The organism is Streptomyces sp. NPDC001410 (assembly GCF_042895235.1).
Taxonomy (GTDB): Bacteria; Actinomycetota; Actinomycetes; order Streptomycetales; family Streptomycetaceae; genus Streptomyces.
This window is the reverse complement of record NZ_JBIAWE010000010.1, coordinates 297319-313979: the sequence shown is the minus strand read 5'-3', so window position 1 is coordinate 313979 and position 16661 is coordinate 297319. Positions and strand designations below refer to the sequence as shown.

Annotated in this window: 12 protein-coding genes; 10 read left to right on the top strand and 2 right to left on the bottom strand. The window is 71.5% G+C overall.

Annotated features, from left to right (window positions below):
* Positions 1-3 precede the first annotated feature (3 nt).
* The 4 genes from ACFY3C_RS23920 to ACFY3C_RS23905 all read left to right on the top strand — a co-directional run bounded on the left by ACFY3C_RS23920 (position 4) and on the right by ACFY3C_RS23905 (position 4371).
* Positions 4-585: a hypothetical protein gene (locus ACFY3C_RS23920; protein WP_390772157.1), complete on the top strand. Its 582-nt coding sequence runs from the start codon at positions 4-6 to the stop codon at positions 583-585.
* Between the two features lie 195 nt (positions 586-780).
* Positions 781-972 (top strand): hypothetical protein, encoded by a 192-nt coding sequence (locus ACFY3C_RS23915; RefSeq protein ID WP_386576591.1) that lies wholly within the window; start codon positions 781-783, stop codon positions 970-972.
* Between the two features lie 116 nt (positions 973-1088).
* Positions 1089-4127, top strand: a complete 3039-nt coding sequence (locus ACFY3C_RS23910; RefSeq protein WP_390772156.1) for an AAA family ATPase — start codon at positions 1089-1091, stop codon at positions 4125-4127.
* A 37-nt stretch (positions 4128-4164) separates the two neighbouring features.
* On the top strand, positions 4165-4371 hold the full coding sequence (locus ACFY3C_RS23905; RefSeq protein WP_390772155.1) for a DUF6191 domain-containing protein: 207 nt from the start codon (positions 4165-4167) through the stop codon (positions 4369-4371).
* A 20-nt stretch (positions 4372-4391) separates the two neighbouring features.
* Here ACFY3C_RS23905 and ACFY3C_RS23900 read toward each other — a convergent pair whose 3' ends face one another.
* On the bottom strand, positions 4392-5552 hold the full coding sequence (locus ACFY3C_RS23900; protein ID WP_390772154.1) for a PQQ-dependent sugar dehydrogenase: 1161 nt from the start codon (positions 5550-5552) through the stop codon (positions 4392-4394).
* 68 nt (positions 5553-5620) lie between these two features.
* Positions 5621-6619: an aldo/keto reductase gene (locus ACFY3C_RS23895; protein ID WP_386576587.1), complete on the bottom strand. Its 999-nt coding sequence runs from the start codon at positions 6617-6619 to the stop codon at positions 5621-5623.
* A gap of 74 nt (positions 6620-6693) precedes the next feature.
* Between ACFY3C_RS23895 and ACFY3C_RS23890 the strand changes: the two genes are divergently transcribed.
* From ACFY3C_RS23890 to serA, 6 genes are all read left to right on the top strand, one after another.
* On the top strand, positions 6694-7647 hold the full coding sequence (locus ACFY3C_RS23890; RefSeq protein WP_390772153.1) for a 2-hydroxyacid dehydrogenase: 954 nt from the start codon (positions 6694-6696) through the stop codon (positions 7645-7647).
* A 372-nt stretch (positions 7648-8019) separates the two neighbouring features.
* Complete coding sequence (locus ACFY3C_RS23885) at positions 8020-11034, top strand: putative bifunctional diguanylate cyclase/phosphodiesterase (protein ID WP_390772152.1); 3015 nt, start codon at positions 8020-8022, stop codon at positions 11032-11034.
* 243 nt (positions 11035-11277) lie between these two features.
* Positions 11278-13128, top strand: a complete 1851-nt coding sequence (locus ACFY3C_RS23880) for an acetolactate synthase large subunit (protein WP_390772151.1) — start codon at positions 11278-11280, stop codon at positions 13126-13128.
* Positions 13129-13150: 22 nt separating this feature from the next.
* Positions 13151-13675 carry an acetolactate synthase small subunit gene (gene ilvN / locus ACFY3C_RS23875; RefSeq protein ID WP_386576583.1) on the top strand — a complete coding sequence of 175 codons (525 nt, stop codon included), beginning with the start codon at positions 13151-13153 and terminating at the stop codon, positions 13673-13675.
* 120 nt (positions 13676-13795) lie between these two features.
* Positions 13796-14794 (top strand): ketol-acid reductoisomerase, encoded by a 999-nt coding sequence (gene ilvC, locus ACFY3C_RS23870; protein WP_386576582.1) that lies wholly within the window; start codon positions 13796-13798, stop codon positions 14792-14794.
* Positions 14795-15022: 228 nt separating this feature from the next.
* The gene (gene serA, locus ACFY3C_RS23865; protein WP_390772150.1) at positions 15023-16612 is read left to right on the top strand and encodes a phosphoglycerate dehydrogenase; all 1590 of its coding nucleotides are present in this window, start codon (positions 15023-15025) and stop codon (positions 16610-16612) included.
* The last annotated feature ends 49 nt before the right edge of the window (positions 16613-16661 follow it).

Sequence of the window (16661 nt, the reverse complement as noted above, 5' to 3'; positions counted from 1 at the left end):
GGCATGGCAACGAAGACTGAGGACCTCACCAAGACCGACGACGAGCAGGCACCGCAGGAGGCGGCCGCGGCTGCCGAGGCGGAGGCCAGGACGGACGCTGCGGAACCGGACGAGCAGCTGACCGACGAGAGCGCCGAGGAAAGCACCGGGGAGAGCGGGGAGTCCGAGGGGGCGCCTCAGGAGAAGACGCCTTCCGGGGTCGGCCTGGGCGCCGGTGCCGTCGTCTCCGCCGCGCTGGGCCTGGTCTCGCTCAGCGGCGGCTGGATCGGCACGGTCGCCGCCGCCCGCGAGACCCTCATCGGCCAGCTCCAGACCTCGTCCACGGCGAACGTCGCCACGCAGGTCAAGGAGGTCTACGGCGACGCCTGGCACACCACCGCCCTGTGGGCCGGCCTGTTCGCGCTGGCCGCGCTGATCACCGGCGTGGTCGTGCTCGCCCGGCCCGCGTTCGGCGTCCCCGGCCGCCCGCAGGCCGCGTGGATCAAGTCGGTCGCCTGGGCGGGCGTCTCGCTCGGCGTCATCGGCCTGCTCCTGGCCGTCCTGAAGTACTCCGACGCGCTGCTGGCCCTGCCCTCGACGGGCTGAGAAACCGCAGGTCCCATGGGGTCTTAGGGAATCCGTAGGTACCTTACGGAGCCTCTGAGGCCCCTTATGCGCGTCAACGGGTGCCCACGCGCGCGAAGATGCGGAACTCTCCCGATGTGGCGCACCCCCCGGGGAGACGAAGGTGGAGGCATCGCAGAAAGCGAAGCACGAAACCACCTCTCCCGAAGGACAGGCATGTACGAGTACGAACTCCACCGGGTGCGTTCCGCCGAGCTGCGCCGGGAGGCCGCACAGGAGCGCCTCGCCCGCGAGGTCCGGCGCTCCCGTCGCACCGCCCGCCGCGAGGGGGCCGCACTGCACGGCACCGCGGGTGCCGAGACCCATACCGACCGCCCCCGCAGGCACCGGCTCCCGCGCATCGCGTGAGCGCGGGCAGGGCAGAGGGCGGCCGTACGGGGGTCGGCCGTCCTCTGCCCCAGATTCGTACGACCATCGCACCGGAGCTGTGGAAAACGGGTGCACCGCCGTCCGGACCTCGTGCGATGCTCGGGCCCGTGGAGACCAGGTCCGTGAGTCCCGTGTTCGTCGGCCGTACCGACGAGTTGGACACCTTGAACGACGCGCTCGCCCGTGCCGCCGCGGGCGAGCCGCAGGCGTTGCTGCTCGGCGGAGAGGCGGGGGTCGGCAAGACCCGCCTCGTCGAGGAGTTCGCCGCGGCCGCCTGCCGTCGTGCCGCCGTCGTCGCCGTGGGCGGCTGTGTGGAGATCGGTGCCGACGGGCTGCCCTTCGCCCCCTTCTCCACCGCGCTGCGCGCCCTGCGCGACGCCCTGCCCGAGGAGTTCGCCACCGCCGGCGCCGGACAGGAGGAGGAACTGGCCCGGCTGCTGCCCGAGCTGGGGGAGGCCACCTCCAGCCGCCACGACGAGCAGGGCATGGCCCGCCTGTTCGAACTCACCGCCCGGCTGCTGGAGCGGGTCGCCGCCGCGCACACCGTCGTGCTCGTCCTGGAGGACCTGCACTGGGCCGACGCCTCCACCCGCCACCTCCTCGCCTATCTCTTCCGCACCCTGCGCACCGGCCGCCTCCTCGTCCTCGCCACCTACCGCGCCGACGACATCCACCGCCGCCACCCGCTGCGCCCCCTGCTCGCCGAACTCGACCGGCTGCGCACCGTCCGCCGTCTCGAACTCGCCCGGTTCACCCGCGAGGAGGTCGGCCGCCAGATCGCCGGCATCCGCGCCGCCGAACCCGATCCCGCTCAGGTCGACGAGATCTTCGAGCGGTCCGACGGCAACGCCTTCTTCGTCGAGGAACTCGCCGTCGCCGCCACCGAGGGCTGCTGCACCGGGCGCACGGACTCCCTGCGCGACCTGCTCCTGGTCCGGGTCGAGGCGCTGCCCGAGAGCGCCCAGGGGGTCGCCCGGATCGTCGCCGAGGGCGGCTCCACCGTCGAGTACCGGCTGCTGGCCGCCGTGGCCCAGCTTGCCGAGGACGACCTCATCGAGGCGCTGCGGGCCGCCGTCGGCGCCAACATCCTCACCGCCACGACCGGCGGCGACGGCTACCGCTTCCGGCACTCCCTGGTCCGCGAGGCCGTCGCCGACGACCTGCTCCCGGGCGAACGCTCCCGGCTCAACCGGCGCTACGCCGAGGCCGTCGAGACCGACCCCACGCTCGTCCCCGCCGACGCCCGCGTGATGCGCCTGGCCAGCTACTGGTACCACGCCCACGACGCCGCCCGGGCCCTGCCCGCCGTCCTGGACGCCTCCGTCGTGGCCCGCCGCCGGCACGCCTACACGGAGCAACTGCGGCTCCTGGAGCGGGCGATGGAGCTGTGGGACACCGCCCCGGAAGAGGTCCGCGCCGCCCTGCGCCCGGTCGACTACACCGACGTCTACCCTCCGTGCGGCTGCGATCCGGCCACCGCCCCGCTGCGCTACCTCGACCTGATGGCGGAGGCGGCGGTCGCGGGCCGTTTTTGCGGGGAGCGCGAACGCGCCCTGAAAATCGCCAAGAAGGCGCTGCGGATCCTCCAGGACGAGCACGACCCGCTGCGCGCCGCCTGGTTCTGGGTGCAGCGCTCCCGGCTGGTCCAGGCCCTGGCCCGGGGCGACGGCTGGCAGGAACTCGCCAACGCCCAGGACCTGGTGCGCGGCCTGCCGCCCTCGGAGGTGCACGCCGACGTGCTGGCCAACGTGGCCGGCTGGTCCATGCTCCACCAGCCAGGCCCCGAGGCCTTCGCCGCCGCCGAGGGGGCCGTGGAGTACGCGCGGATGGTCGGCGCCCGTGAGATCGAGCTCAACGCGCGCATCACGCTCGGCTGCCTGATGGTCGACGCGGGTGACGTCGAGGCCGGGCTGGCGGAGACGACCCGGGCCATGGAGGCCGCGCTGGCGGAAGGCGTGGCGCATGTCGTGGGCCGGGCCTATGTGAACCTGCCCTCCGAGCTGGAGGCGGTCGGCCGCCCCCGGGAAGCGGTGCCCGTCCTGCGCAAGGGCATCGCCTTCACCCGCAAGTACGGGCTGCTGGACTCCGAGGCGTGGATCTGGGGCAACCTCTCCGACTCGCTGTACGCGCTCGGCCAGTGGGACGAGGCAGCCGAAGCCGCGTCGGGCGCCCTGGGCTCCGCGGCCAGCGCCAAGCCCCGGGGCTCCGGCGCGCTGCGCCTGGCCCACATCGCCCTCGCCCGGGGCGACGCCGCCGAGGCAGGCCGCCAGCTGGCCATCTCCCACGCCCACTACGGGACCCACGACCCGATGCCCCAGCAGCTGCTGCCCATCGCCCGCATCGCCATCGGTGTCGCCGCCGAGGAGGGCCGGCTCCTCGACGCGCGGGCCGAGCTGGACCGCGCTCTGGAGCTCGGCTTCCCGCCCGGCACCCAGCGCTACGGCTGGCCCCTGCTGCTGGCCGCCGCCACCGCCGAGGCCGACGCCCGCGCCCTGCCCGCGGCGGCCGACGGCCGTGCCGACGTCCTCGACAAGCTCGCCGAAGCCGCACGGAAGCTCACCACCGGAGCACCCGTCTGGGACGCCTACGAGCGCTGGACCCGCGCCGAACTGCATCGCGCCCACGGCACCGACACCGCAGCGGTCTGGTCGGACGTGGTCACCGACTTCGAGTGCCTGGACCGCCCCTACGACCTGGCCCGCGTCCGCCGCCGGCTCGCCCAGGCCCTGCTCGAAGAGGCCGCCGGCGACGACGAACGCGACCGTGCCACGGAGCTGCTCCGCCTGGCCGGGGCGGTCGCCGACCACCTGGGCGCCCGCCCGCTCGCCGAGGCCGTCGCCCGGCTCGCCCAGCGCGCCCGCCTCACCCTCACCCACACGCCCCGCAAGGCCCTCGACCCCGCCGAGCGCCTCGGCCTCACCAGCCGCGAGCGGGACGTCCTCCGCCTGGTCTCGGCCGGCCGCACCAACCGCCAGATAGCCGAGGAACTCTTCATCTCCCCGAAGACCGCGAGCGTCCACGTCTCCAACATCCTGTCCAAGCTCGGCGTCGCGGGCCGGGGCGAGGCGGCGGCCGTGGCGCACCGGCTGGGGCTGTTCCCGACCGAACCGCTCACGGCCGAAGCGCCGGGCTGACCCGTACGCTGGAGAAAACCGGCAAGGGGGAGAAGCCGTGTTCAACGCCTTCGAGGAACTGTTCGCACCCGGTCGCAAGCACACCCATGACGAAGAGAAGCGCCTGGAGCTGACCCGGGAGGACGTCGGGGACAACGACCCGAGCCGGGGACCCATAGACCTCGCCTCGGGAAAGGTCGTCGTCCGCCGGCCCGAACCGCCCTCCACGGAAGCGGGGGCGGAGGACTCGGAGGACGGCGAGTGAGCCACGGATGAGCCGGGAGGCTACTTCACCTCCACCTCCAGCACCCGGTCGTCGCCCTTCTTCGGCGTGCCCCGGCCGTCCGTGTTGCTCGTGACCAGCCACATCTTGTCGCCGCCCGCCGCGACCACCGTGCGCAGACGGCCGTACTCGCCGGTGAGGAAGGCCTGGGGGGCCGCCGCGGCCTCGGTTCCCCGCAGTGGGATGCGCCACAGGCGTTTGCCCTTCAGGCCGGCCATCCAGATGACGCCGTCGACGTGGGCGATCCCGCTGGGGGAGGCGTCGTCGGTGTGCCACTGGGCGATCGGGTTGTGGAAGCCGGCCTGCGAGGACCTGCCCTCCGCCTCCGGCCAGCCGTAGTTGTCGCCCGGCTTGATCGCGTTCAGCTCGTCCCAGGTGTCCTGGCCGAACTCCGAGGCGAACAGGCGCTGCCTGGAGTCCCAGGCCAGGCCCTGGACGTTCCGGTGGCCGTACGAGTACACGGGGGAGCCGGGGAACGGGTTGCCCGGGGCCGGCTCGCCCTCGGGGGTCAGCCGCAGGATCTTGCCGCCCAGGGACTTCTTGTCCTGGGCCAGGCCGCGGTTGCCGCTCTCGCCGGTGCCCGCGTAGAGCATCCCGTCGGGGCCGAAGGCGATCCTGCCGCCGTTGTGGATGATTCCCTTGGGGATGCCCCTGAAGACCGTGTCGGGGGCGCCCAGTTGCTCGCCGGCCGGCTTCTGCTCGTCGTACAGCATCCGGACGATGCGGTTGTCCGAGGCCGAGGTGAAGTAGGCGTAGATCATGTGGTCCGAGGCGTAGTCGGGCGACAGGGCGATGCCCAGCAGGCCGCCCTCGCCGGCCGGGGAGACCCCGGAGACCTTGCCCAGCTCGGTCTTGCGGCCCGTCTTCTCGTCGATCCGGGTGATCGTGCCCTCGTCACGGGAGGAGACCAGCAGCCCGCCGCCGGGCAGCGGGGCCAGGCCCCACGGCGTCTTCAGGCCCTCGGCCACCGTGCGCAGCACCTTCACCGAGCCCTTGGCCGCGGCGGCCGTCTCGGTGGCCCGGGCGGAGGACGCGGCGGCGCCCGGCGACGTCGCGCTCCCGCTGCCGTTCGGCGAGCCACCGCCGTCGGCGGAGCAGCCCGCCGTGAGCAGGAGCGCGGTCGCGGCCAACACGGCCGTCACAACTCGACGTTGCACGATCATGGTCCCTTCGGGGCGGTGATCCAGCGGCAGCTTCTCCCATCTCACCACTGCTCGCCCCGCTCGGGCCCTCAGTCCCAGGATCCCCGCGCGGTCGGCAGCCGGGACACCTCCGCCAGGTCCTGTGCGGTCAGCCGGAGCGCGGCCGCCGCCGCGTTCTCCTCGGCCCAGCGCTCCTGCTTGGTGCCGGGCAGCGCGATCACCTGGCGCCCCTGGGCGAGCACCCAGGCCAGCGCCACCTGGGCCGCGGTGACGTCCTCGCCGTGCCGGCGGGCGACACGGCGCAGTCCGGCGACGATCGGCTGGTTGGCCGCCATCATCTCGGCCGTGAACCGGGGGTGGCGGGCGCGCAGGTCGTCCGGCTCGAAGCCCTCTCCCGGGGTGAGCGTGCCGGTCAGGAAGCCGTTGCCCAGGGGCATCGCCGCCAGGAAGCCCACGCCCCGCGCCGCGCACCACGGCAGCAGCCCGTCCAGCGCCTCCGGCGACCAGACCGACAGCTCCGCCTGCACCGCGCTCACCGGGAAGACCTGTTGTATCCGCTGGAGCTGGCGCAGGGTCGCGTCGTGCAGCCGGGATCCGGAGCGGCGCCCGCCGCGCGCACCCACCGCGCACACACCCAGCGCCCGTACCTTCCCCGCCTGCACCAGCTCGGCCATCGCGCCCCACGTCTCCTCGACCGGGACCTCGGGATCCGCGCGGTGCAGCTGGTAGAGGTCGATCACGTCCGTCTGCAGGCGCCGCAGCGAGGCGTCGCAGGCCCGCCGCACATACCCCGGGCGGCCGTTGGCCACGATGTGCTGCTCGCCCACGAGCAGCCCCACCTTCGTCGACACGAAGGCGTCCGCACGCCGCTCCCTGAGTACCCGCCCCAGCAGCAGCTCATTGGTGAACGGGCCGTACATGTCCGCCGTGTCCAGGAGGGTCGAGCCCAGATCCAGAGCCCGATGCACGGTTCTGAGCGATGCGTCGCCCCGCTGCCGGGATCCGCTGTACGCCCAGCTCATCGGCATGCACCCGAGTCCGACGGCCCCCACCGCGAGCGCCCCCGCGCCGATCGTCCTGCGCTCCACCTGCTCGTGAACCTCCCTCTGCCGGCCCCCAACCTAACCTCTGCACACCTGTACGACTGACATAGCCTCCTGGCATGAGTGCAGACGTGTGGCTTCCCATCCCGCCGGACGAGATCGAGGGGCTTCCCGAGGGGCTCCGGTACCTGTTCTGGGACGGGGGCGAGAGCGGCGACGAGGAGTTTCCGGGCGACCCCGCGGACTGTGTCGTGTACGTGGTGCCGTACATGAAGCGATGGCCGGTCAAGGTGCGCCCCCTGGAGCATCTGACCAACGTTCAGGTCATCCAGACACTCACCGCGGGCGTGGACGACGTCACCGCCCGGCTGTCGGCGATCGTGCCCGGGGTCCAGCTGTGCAACGCGCGCGGTGTGCACGAGGCGAGCACGGCCGAACTCGCGCTGACCCTGACTCTGGCCTCCCTGCGCGGCATCCCCCAGTTCGTCCGGGCGCAGCAGGCGGAGCGCTGGCAGAGCGCGTTCTACCCCGCACTCGCCGACAAGAGCGTCCTCATAGTCGGTTACGGCGCCATCGGCTCGGCCGTCGAAGACCGGCTCGTGCCCTTTGAAGTAGCGCGGGTGGCGCGCGTCGCGCGCTCCCGGCGCACCACGGCGCGCGGTCTGGTGCACCCGCTCACCGAATTGCCCTCACTGCTTCCGGAAGCCGATGTCGTGATCCTCTGCACGCCCTTGACGGAGGAAACCCAGGGTCTGGTGGACGCGGAATTCCTGGCCCGGATGAAGGACGGGGCGCTGCTCGTCAACGTCGCCCGGGGAGCCGTCGTCGACACGAAGGCGCTGCTCGCGGAGCTGGAGAACGGGCGCATCACGGCGGCCCTCGACGTGACCGATCCCGAGCCACTGCCGCCCGGACACCCCTTGTGGCAGGCGCCCGGCGTGCTCATCAGCCCGCATGTGGGCGGGCCCACGTCGGCCTTTCTGCCGCGCGCCAAGCGGCTGCTCGTGGACCAGTTGAACCGCTTCGTGAACCAAGAACCCCTGCGGAACGTGATCCTCACAACAAGGGCGTAATCCGCTTCCGGTACCCTCCGCAATCTTCCGAATGCGAGCGGTACTGGCATATCCATTGATCGTCACGGAGCGTAGAGAAGCTATGTCCCTGAGTGACGATACTGGTGTATCGTCCCGACAGGGGCTGCGCCGGTGACGTTCGGCGCCGGGGACGGACATTTCAGATTTGTGAGGGGGGCGACGGGCGATGCACGGCCTATGGACGAACGATCCGACGCGGCGGAGCCGCCGACGGCGACCCTGGCGCACGGCGGCGCGCAGACGCGGCCACCACACGAGCCATCACAGCCACCACCGCAGGCCGGGCGGCCGCAGGAGGAATGCGCACCGGGACCCACGGGGCCCGGGAGCGGCGCGGACCGGGAGGCCCCGGTGAACGCGCCGCCTTCCGTGACGACCACCCTCGACGGCGCGCTGCGCACACCGCACCCGCCGGGGGCCCCGCTGCCGCCCCGTCCGTCGGCCGCCGGCGACGGGAGGCGGCTGGTCCGTCAGCTCGTCCTGGCCCTGGTCTGCGGCGCCTATGTCATCGGCTCCGTGTTCGACTGGGGTTCGGGCCAGCTCGCGCTGATCATGGGCGACTTCGGGCTGACCGCCGCGGCGGGCACCGCCGCAGTTTCCTGTTTCTTCTACGCACGCAGCCCGCGGGTCCGCTTCCGGCCGGCCTGGCTGCTGTTCGCGCTCTCCTCGGCGATGGCGGCCCTGGGCAACGCGGTCTGGGGGTGGTACGAGGTGGTCCTCGGACGACCCGTGCCCAGCCCCAGCTATGCCGACCTGTTCTTCCTGTGCTTCGCGCCGCCCGCCATCGTGGGCCTGCTGGTCCTCGCCAAACGGCCGGTGACCCGGGCGGGCTGGATCTGCCTGGCGCTGGACGCCTGGCTGATCGGCGGCTCCCTGCTCACCCTGTCGTGGAGCCTCGCCCTCGCCCAGGCGGCCCGGTTCGACGGGCCGAGCGTCGCGCACACCGCGCTCTCCCTGGCGTACCCGCTGCTCGACATCGCGCTCGTCAGCATGGTGCTCGCGCTCCACTTCCGCCGCACCCCCGGCAACCGCACGGCGGTGAACACCGCGATCGGCGCGCTCGCCCTGACCGTGATGTGCGACGCGCTGTTCACCTCGCCACTGCTGCACAGCAGCTACCACTCCGGACAGCTGCTGGACGCGGGCTGGTTCGCCGGTTCCCTGCTGCTCGCCTACGCCCCCTGGGCCGCCCCCCGGCGCCCCGGAGCGCAGGACGGCGAACGGCACGTGCCGGACGGGCACACACGCGTCGTCCACGAGCACGTGCCCGGCCAGCGCGGCACCGGCCACCCCCACGTGCCCGCGCCGGGCGGCGACCACACCCGGTACCCGGCCGGCCGGCCGCTCACCGGCTCCCTCGCCGCGCTCACCCCGTACCTCGCCGCCGCCGTGTGCACCCTGGGCATCCTGTACAACGTCCTCAACGGCCGCCGGCCCGACCACGTCGTGCTGATCACCGCGGGTGGCGTCGTGCTGGCGCTCGTCATGCGCCAGGGCATCATGCTGCTGGACAACATCACCCTCACCCAGGAACTGGCGCAGAAGGAGAACCACTTCCGCTCCCTGGTGCAGGGCTCCAGCGACGTCATCATGATCGCCGCGCCCAACGGCATCCTCCGGTACGTCTCCCCGGCCGCCGCCGGGGTCTACGGACGGCCCGCCGAGGATCTGGTGGGCACCGAACTGGCGGCCCTGATCCACCCGGAGGACCTGGGTTGCGTGGTGCACGAGGTGCGCCGCTTCCTCGCCGCCAGCCCGCCGGAGGAACCCACCACGCGCATCGAGTGCCGCTTCCGCTCGGGCGAGGGCGGCTGGCTCAACGTCGAGTCGACCGTCAACCGGCATCACGGCGGCCTGATCTTCAACAGCCGGGACGTGACCGAACGCGTACGGCTGCAGGCCCAGTTGCAGCACAACGCCGAGCACGACCCGCTCACCGACCTGCCCAACCGCGCTCTGTTCACCAAGCGCGTCCAGCAGGCCCTCTCCGGCCGCCGGGCCACCGACCGGGGCGCCGCCCTGCGCGGCACGGCCGTGCTCTTCATCGACCTGGACGGCTTCAAGGCCGTCAACGACACGATCGGGCACCAGGCAGGGGACGAGCTGCTCGTCCAGGCCGCCCGCAGACTCCAGGACGCGGTCCGGCACGGGGACACCGCGTCCCGGCTGGGTGGCGACGAGTTCGCGGCCCTGATCGTCGGGGACGGCACCCGTGACCGTGCCGCCCGGGAGCGGAACATCCTGGAGCTCGCCGACCGCCTCAGGGTGACCCTCTCCCAGCCGTACGCGATCGACGGCAACGATGTCCGTGTCAACGCCTCCATCGGGGTCGCTTTCGCCGAACCCGGCCTCGGCGCGGGCGAGCTGCTGCGCAACGCCGACCTCGCGATGTACCGCGCGAAGTCGGCCGGAAAGGGCCGCGTCGAGCTGTACAAACCGCAGATGCAGCAGGACGTCGTACGCAAGGCGGAGCTGGCCACCCGGCTGCGCGCCGCGCTGCACGACGGCGAGTTCGCGCTGCTGCACCAGCCAGTGGTCTGCCTGGAGAACGGCCGGATCACATCGGTCTCCGCGCAGGCTCGCTGGCGCTCCTCCCAGGGGGTGCTGTTCACCCCGGCCGAGTTCCTGCGGGTGGCCGAGGACGGCGACAAGACCGCCGAGCTGGACCGCTGGATCCTCGAGGAGGCCGTGGAGCAGGCGGCCGAGCGGGCCGCCACCGGGAACGTGGTGCCGGTGGCCGTCCGGACGAGCGCCCGGCGGCTGCTGGACCGCTCGACGCCGCTCGGTTCCCTGGAGGCGCTGCTGACCCGGCACGGACTGCCGCCCGGCGCGCTGGTCGTCGAGCTGTCCGAGACCGACCCCAGAACCTCGCTGGACGAGCTGGAGCGGCGGCTGTCCGCGCTCAGCCGGCTCGGGGTGCGGATCGCGCTCGACGGCTTCGGCAGCGGCTACGCGGCGATCACGGCCCTCAGAAGGCTCCCGGTCGACATCCTCAAGCTCGACCGCAGCCTGGTCGACGGTGTCGTGGAGTCCGCGCGACTGCACAAGATCACCAGCGGGCTGCTGCGCATCGCCGGCGATCTCGGACTGCAGTCCGTCGCCGAAGGCGTCGACCTGCCGGAGCAGGTGATCGCGCTGCGCGCGATGGGCTGCACCCACGGGCAGGGCATGGCCTTCGCGGGACCGCTGGACGAGTACCGGCTGCGCCGGGCGCTCGGATCAGGCCATTACCCCGTGCCGCACGCCCCGGCCGAACCGGCGTTCGCGGGCGGGGCAGCGGGGGTGTACACCGGAGGTGTGTCGGCCGTCTTCGGAGGTGGCAGTGCCCTTCGCTCACATAATGAGACTCCCGTCCCACCCACTTGACACGTGGTGCGCGTCGGGGGGAGGGTCAGTGCCATGCGCACCCGAATTCTCGTACTTGGACAGCGCGTCGGCTGAGCTGGGAACGACCGGAGGACGATCCGGAATCCCCAGCGACCACACCGGCGCGCTCCCCTCGCTTGCCCTACGGCACGAGGGGTTTTTTGTTGCACAGGCACCTGTCGTACCGCAGACGTACACCGCACAAACCTCGCAAAAACCCTCAGCATCGAGAAGAGAATGCCGATGACCGAGCAGGCCACCGGGGCCCATCCGCAGCCGCGGCCCCGATCCGGAGGACAGCAGTCCGCCCCCGTCGAGCACGTCACGGGTGCGCAGTCCCTCATCCGCTCCCTCGAGGAGGTCGGCGCTGAGACGGTATTCGGTATTCCCGGCGGTGCGATCCTGCCGGCGTACGACCCGCTGATGGACTCCACCCGGGTGCGCCACGTCCTGGTCCGCCACGAGCAGGGCGCCGGCCACGCGGCCACCGGCTACGCGCAGGCCACGGGCAAGGTCGGCGTCTGCATGGCGACGAGCGGCCCCGGCGCCACCAACCTGGTCACGCCGATCGCCGACGCGCACATGGACTCGGTGCCGATGGTCGCGATCACCGGCCAGGTCGCCTCGAAGTCGATCGGCACGGACGCCTTCCAGGAGGCGGACATCGTCGGCATCACCATGCCGATCACCAAGCACAACTTCCTCGTCACCAAGGCCGAGGACATCCCGCGGGTCATCGCGCAGGCGTTCCACATCGCCTCCACCGGCCGCCCGGGCCCGGTCCTGGTCGACATCGCCAAGGACGCCCTCCAGGCGAAGACCACCTTCTCCTGGCCGCCCACCATGGACCTGCCCGGCTACCGCCCGGTGACCAAGCCGCACGCCAAGCAGATCCGCGAGGCCGCCAAGCTGATCACCTCCGCCAAGCGGCCCGTCCTCTACGTCGGCGGCGGCGTCCTCAAGGCGCAGGCCACCGCCGAGTTGAAGGTCCTCGCCGAACTCACCGGAGCGCCCGTCACCACCACCCTGATGGCGCTCGGCGCGTTCCCCGACAGCCACCCGCTGCACGTGGGAATGCCGGGCATGCACGGTGCGGTCACCGCCGTCACCGCGCTGCAGAAGGCCGACCTGATCGTCGCCCTCGGAGCCCGCTTCGACGACCGCGTCACCGGCAAGCTGGACAGCTTCGCCCCGTACGCCAAGATCGTCCACGCCGACATCGACCCGGCCGAGATCGGCAAGAACCGCGAGGCCGACGTGCCGATCGTCGGTGACGCCCGCGAGGTCATCGCCGACCTGGTCCAGGCCGTGCAGAAGGAGCACAGCGAGGGCCACAAGGGCGACTACACCGCCTGGTGGAGCGACCTCAACCGCTGGCGCGAGACCTACCCGCTCGGCTACGACCAGCCCGAGGACGGCTCCCTGGCCCCGCAGCAGGTCATCGAGCGCATCGGGCAACTCGCCCCGGAGGGCACGATCTTCGCCGCGGGCGTCGGCCAGCACCAGATGTGGTCCGCGCACTTCATCCAGTACGAGAAGCCCGCCACCTGGCTGAACTCCGGCGGCGCGGGCACGATGGGCTACGCGGTCCCGGCCGCCATGGGTGCCAAGGCCGGCCGGCCGGACCGTGCGGTCTGGGCGATCGACGGCGACGGCTGCTTCCAGATGACCAATCAGGAGCTGACCACCTGCGCCCTGAACAACATCCCGATCAAGGTCGCCATCATCAACAACGGCGCCCTCGGGATGGTCCGCCAGTGGCAGACCCTCTTCTACAACCAGCGCTACTCCAACACCGTGCTGCACTCCGGCCCGGAGGCGGACGGCAAGCAGCCCAGCGCCGGCACCCGCGTCCCCGACTTCGTGAAGCTGTCGGAGGCCATGGGGTGTTACGCGATCCGCTGCGAGCGCCCCGAGGACCTGGACAAGGTCATCGAAGAGGCGAACTCCATCAACGACCGTCCGGTCGTCGTCGACTTCATCGTCCACGAGGACGCGATGGTGTGGCCGATGGTCGCCGCCGGCACCTCCAACGACGAGATCATGGCCGCCCGGGACGTTCGCCCCGACTTCGGCGACAACGAAGACGACTGAGCGAGAGAGACGTAAAAAGACCATGTCCAAGCACACGCTCTCCGTCCTGGTGGAGAACACGCCGGGCATCCTCGCCCGGATCGCCGCCCTGTTCTCCCGCCGCGGCTTCAACATCGACTCGCTCGCGGTCGGCGTCACCGAGCACCCCGACATCTCCCGCATCACCATCGTGGTGAACGTCGAGGACCTGCCGCTGGAGCAGGTCACCAAGCAGCTCAACAAGCTCGTCAACGTGCTGAAGATCGTCGAGCTGGAGCCCGGTCAGGCCGTTCAGCGCGAACTCGTTCTGGTGAAGGTGCGCGCCGACAACGAGACCCGCTCCCAGATCGTGGAGATCGTCCAGCTGTTCCGCGCCAAGACCGTCGACGTCTCCCCGGAGGCCGTCACCATCGAGGCCACCGGATCCGGCGACAAGCTGTCCGCCATGCTCAAGATGCTGGAGCCGTTCGGCATCAAGGAGCTGGTGCAGTCCGGCACGATCGCGATCGGCCGCGGATCCCGTTCGATCACGGACCGCTCGCTGCGCGCCCTCGACCGATCCGCGTAAGGCTGAATACGGGCGGTCGGTACATCGCCGGTCGCCCGTATGCCGAGACCCTGAGACTTTCCGTCCGCTCACCGGCATACGGTGGGACGCACAACCTGCACACCAAGGAGAGAACCCAAAGTGGCCGAGCTGTTCTACGACGCTGACGCCGACCTGTCCATCATCCAGGGCCGCAAGGTCGCGGTCATCGGCTACGGCAGCCAGGGCCACGCGCACGCCCTGTCGCTGCGCGACTCCGGTGTCGACGTCCGTGTCGGTCTGCACGAGGGCTCCAAGTCCAAGGCCAAGGCCGAGGAGCAGGGCCTGCGCGTGGTGAGCCCGGCCGAGGCCGCCGCCGAGGCCGACGTCATCATGATCCTCATTCCGGACCCGATCCAGGCCGAGGTCTACGAGGCGTCCATCGCCCCGAACCTGAAGGACGGCGACGCGCTGTTCTTCGCCCACGGCTTCAACATCCGCTTCGGCTTCATCAAGCCCCCGGCCGGCGTGGACGTCGCCCTGGTCGCCCCGAAGGGCCCGGGCCACCTGGTCCGCCGCCAGTACGAGGAGGGCCGCGGCGTTCCGGCGATCGCCGCCGTCGAGCAGGACGCCACGGGCAGCGCCTTCCCGCTGGCCCTGTCGTACGCCAAGGCCATCGGCGGCACCCGTGCCGGTGTCATCAAGACGACCTTCACCGAGGAGACCGAGACCGACCTGTTCGGCGAGCAGGCCGTGCTGTGCGGCGGCACCTCCGCCCTGGTCAAGGCCGGCTTCGAGACCCTGGTCGAGGCGGGCTACCAGCCGGAGATCGCCTACTTCGAGTGCCTCCACGAGCTGAAGCTGATCGTCGACCTCATGTACGAGGGCGGCCTGGAGAAGATGCGCTGGTCCGTCTCCGAGACCGCCGAGTGGGGCGACTACGTCACCGGCCCGCGCATCATCACCGACGCCACCAAGGCCGAGATGAAGCAGGTCCTCGCCGAGATCCAGGACGGCACCTTCGCCCAGACCTGGATGGACGAGTACCACGGCGGTCTGAAGAAGTACAACGAGTACAAGCAGCAGGACTCCGAGCACCTGCTGGAGACCACCGGCAAGCAGCTGCGCAAGCTGATGAGCTGGGTGAACGAGGAGGCGTAAGCCCCACGTCAGGGGGTCGGGGCAGACTGCTCCGGCCCCCTTTGTCCATCCCGTCCAGCCACGGACGGGTGATCCTTCCGCAGAGGCGCAAGACGCCCTCCGACACGCCACTACACTGCTGCACAACATACGCGTCAGGCCCACAGCGTCGTGCGTCTACCGCGGCTAGCCCCTCCACCGCCAGCGGCCGTCGGGACGGCCGTCCGCATTGGACTTGTGAGGACTCACGTGAGCTCGAAACCCGTCGTACTCATCGCTGAAGAGCTGTCGCCCGCGACCGTCGACGCGCTCGGCCCCGACTTCGAGATCCGGCACTGCAACGGCGCCGACCGAGCCGAGCTGCTCCCCGCCATCGCCGACGTCGACGCGATCCTGATCCGTTCCGCCACCAAGGTGGACGCCGAGGCCATCGCCGCCGCGAAGAAGCTGAAGGTCGTCGCGCGAGCCGGCGTCGGCCTGGACAACGTCGACGTCTCCGCCTCCACCAAGGCCGGCGTGATGGTCGTCAACGCCCCGACCTCCAACATCGTCACGGCCGCCGAGCTGGCCTGTGGTCTGCTCCTCGCCACCGCGCGCAACATCCCGCAGGCGAACGCCGCACTGAAGAACGGCGAGTGGAAGCGCAGCAAGTACACGGGTGTCGAGCTGGCCGAGAAGACGCTGGGTGTCGTGGGCCTGGGCCGCATCGGTGCCCTCGTCGCGCAGCGCATGTCCGCCTTCGGCATGAAGGTCGTCGCCTACGACCCCTACGTGCAGCCCGCGCGGGCCGCGCAGATGGGCGTCAAGGTGCTCTCCCTGGACGAGCTGCTCGAGGTCTCCGACTTCATCACCGTCCACCTGCCCAAGACCCCCGAGACCCTCGGCCTGATCGGCGACGAGGCGCTGCGCAAGGTCAAGCCGAGCGTGCGCATCGTCAACGCGGCCCGCGGCGGCATCGTCGACGAGGAGGCGCTGTACTCGGCGCTCAAGGAGGGCCGCGTCGCGGGCGCGGGTCTGGACGTGTACGCCAAGGAGCCCTGCACGGACTCCCCGCTGTTCGAGTTCGACCAGGTCGTGGCCACCCCGCACCTCGGCGCCTCGACCGACGAGGCCCAGGAGAAGGCCGGTATCGCCGTCGCCAAGTCGGTGCGCCTCGCGCTCGCCGGTGAGCTGGTGCCGGACGCGGTGAACGTCCAGGGCGGTGTCATCGCCGAGGACGTCAAGCCGGGTCTGCCGCTCGCCGAGCGCCTCGGCCGCATCTTCACCGCGCTCGCGGGCGAGGTCGCGGTCCGCCTCGACGTCGAGGTCTACGGCGAGATCACCCAGCACGACGTGAAGGTGCTGGAGCTGTCCGCGCTCAAGGGCGTCTTCGAGGACGTCGTCGACGAGACGGTGTCGTACGTCAACGCGCCGCTGTTCGCGCAGGAGCGTGGCGTCGAGGTGCGGCTGACCACCGGCTCCGAGTCCGCCGACCACCGCAACGTGGTGACCGTGCGCGGCACGCTCGGCAGCGGCGAGGAGGTGTCGGTCTCCGGCACGCTGGCCGGCCCGAAGCACGTGCAGAAGATCGTCGCGGTCGGCGACTTCGACGTCGACCTCGCCCTCGCCGACCACATGGTCGTCCTGCGCTACGAGGACCGCCCGGGTGTCGTCGGCACCGTCGGCCGCATCCTCGGCGAGGCGGGCATCAACATCGCCGGCATGCAGGTCGCCCGTGCGGCGGTCGGCGGGGAGGCGCTGGCCGTGCTGACCGTGGACGACACGGTGGGCTCCGCGGTTCTGGCCGAGGTCGCCTCCGAGATCGGGGCGACGTCCGCCCGCTCGGTGAACCTGGTCTGAGTTTCCGTTGCGCAAAGCGCCGGGCGGGCTGAGGAGTTCTCAGCCCGCC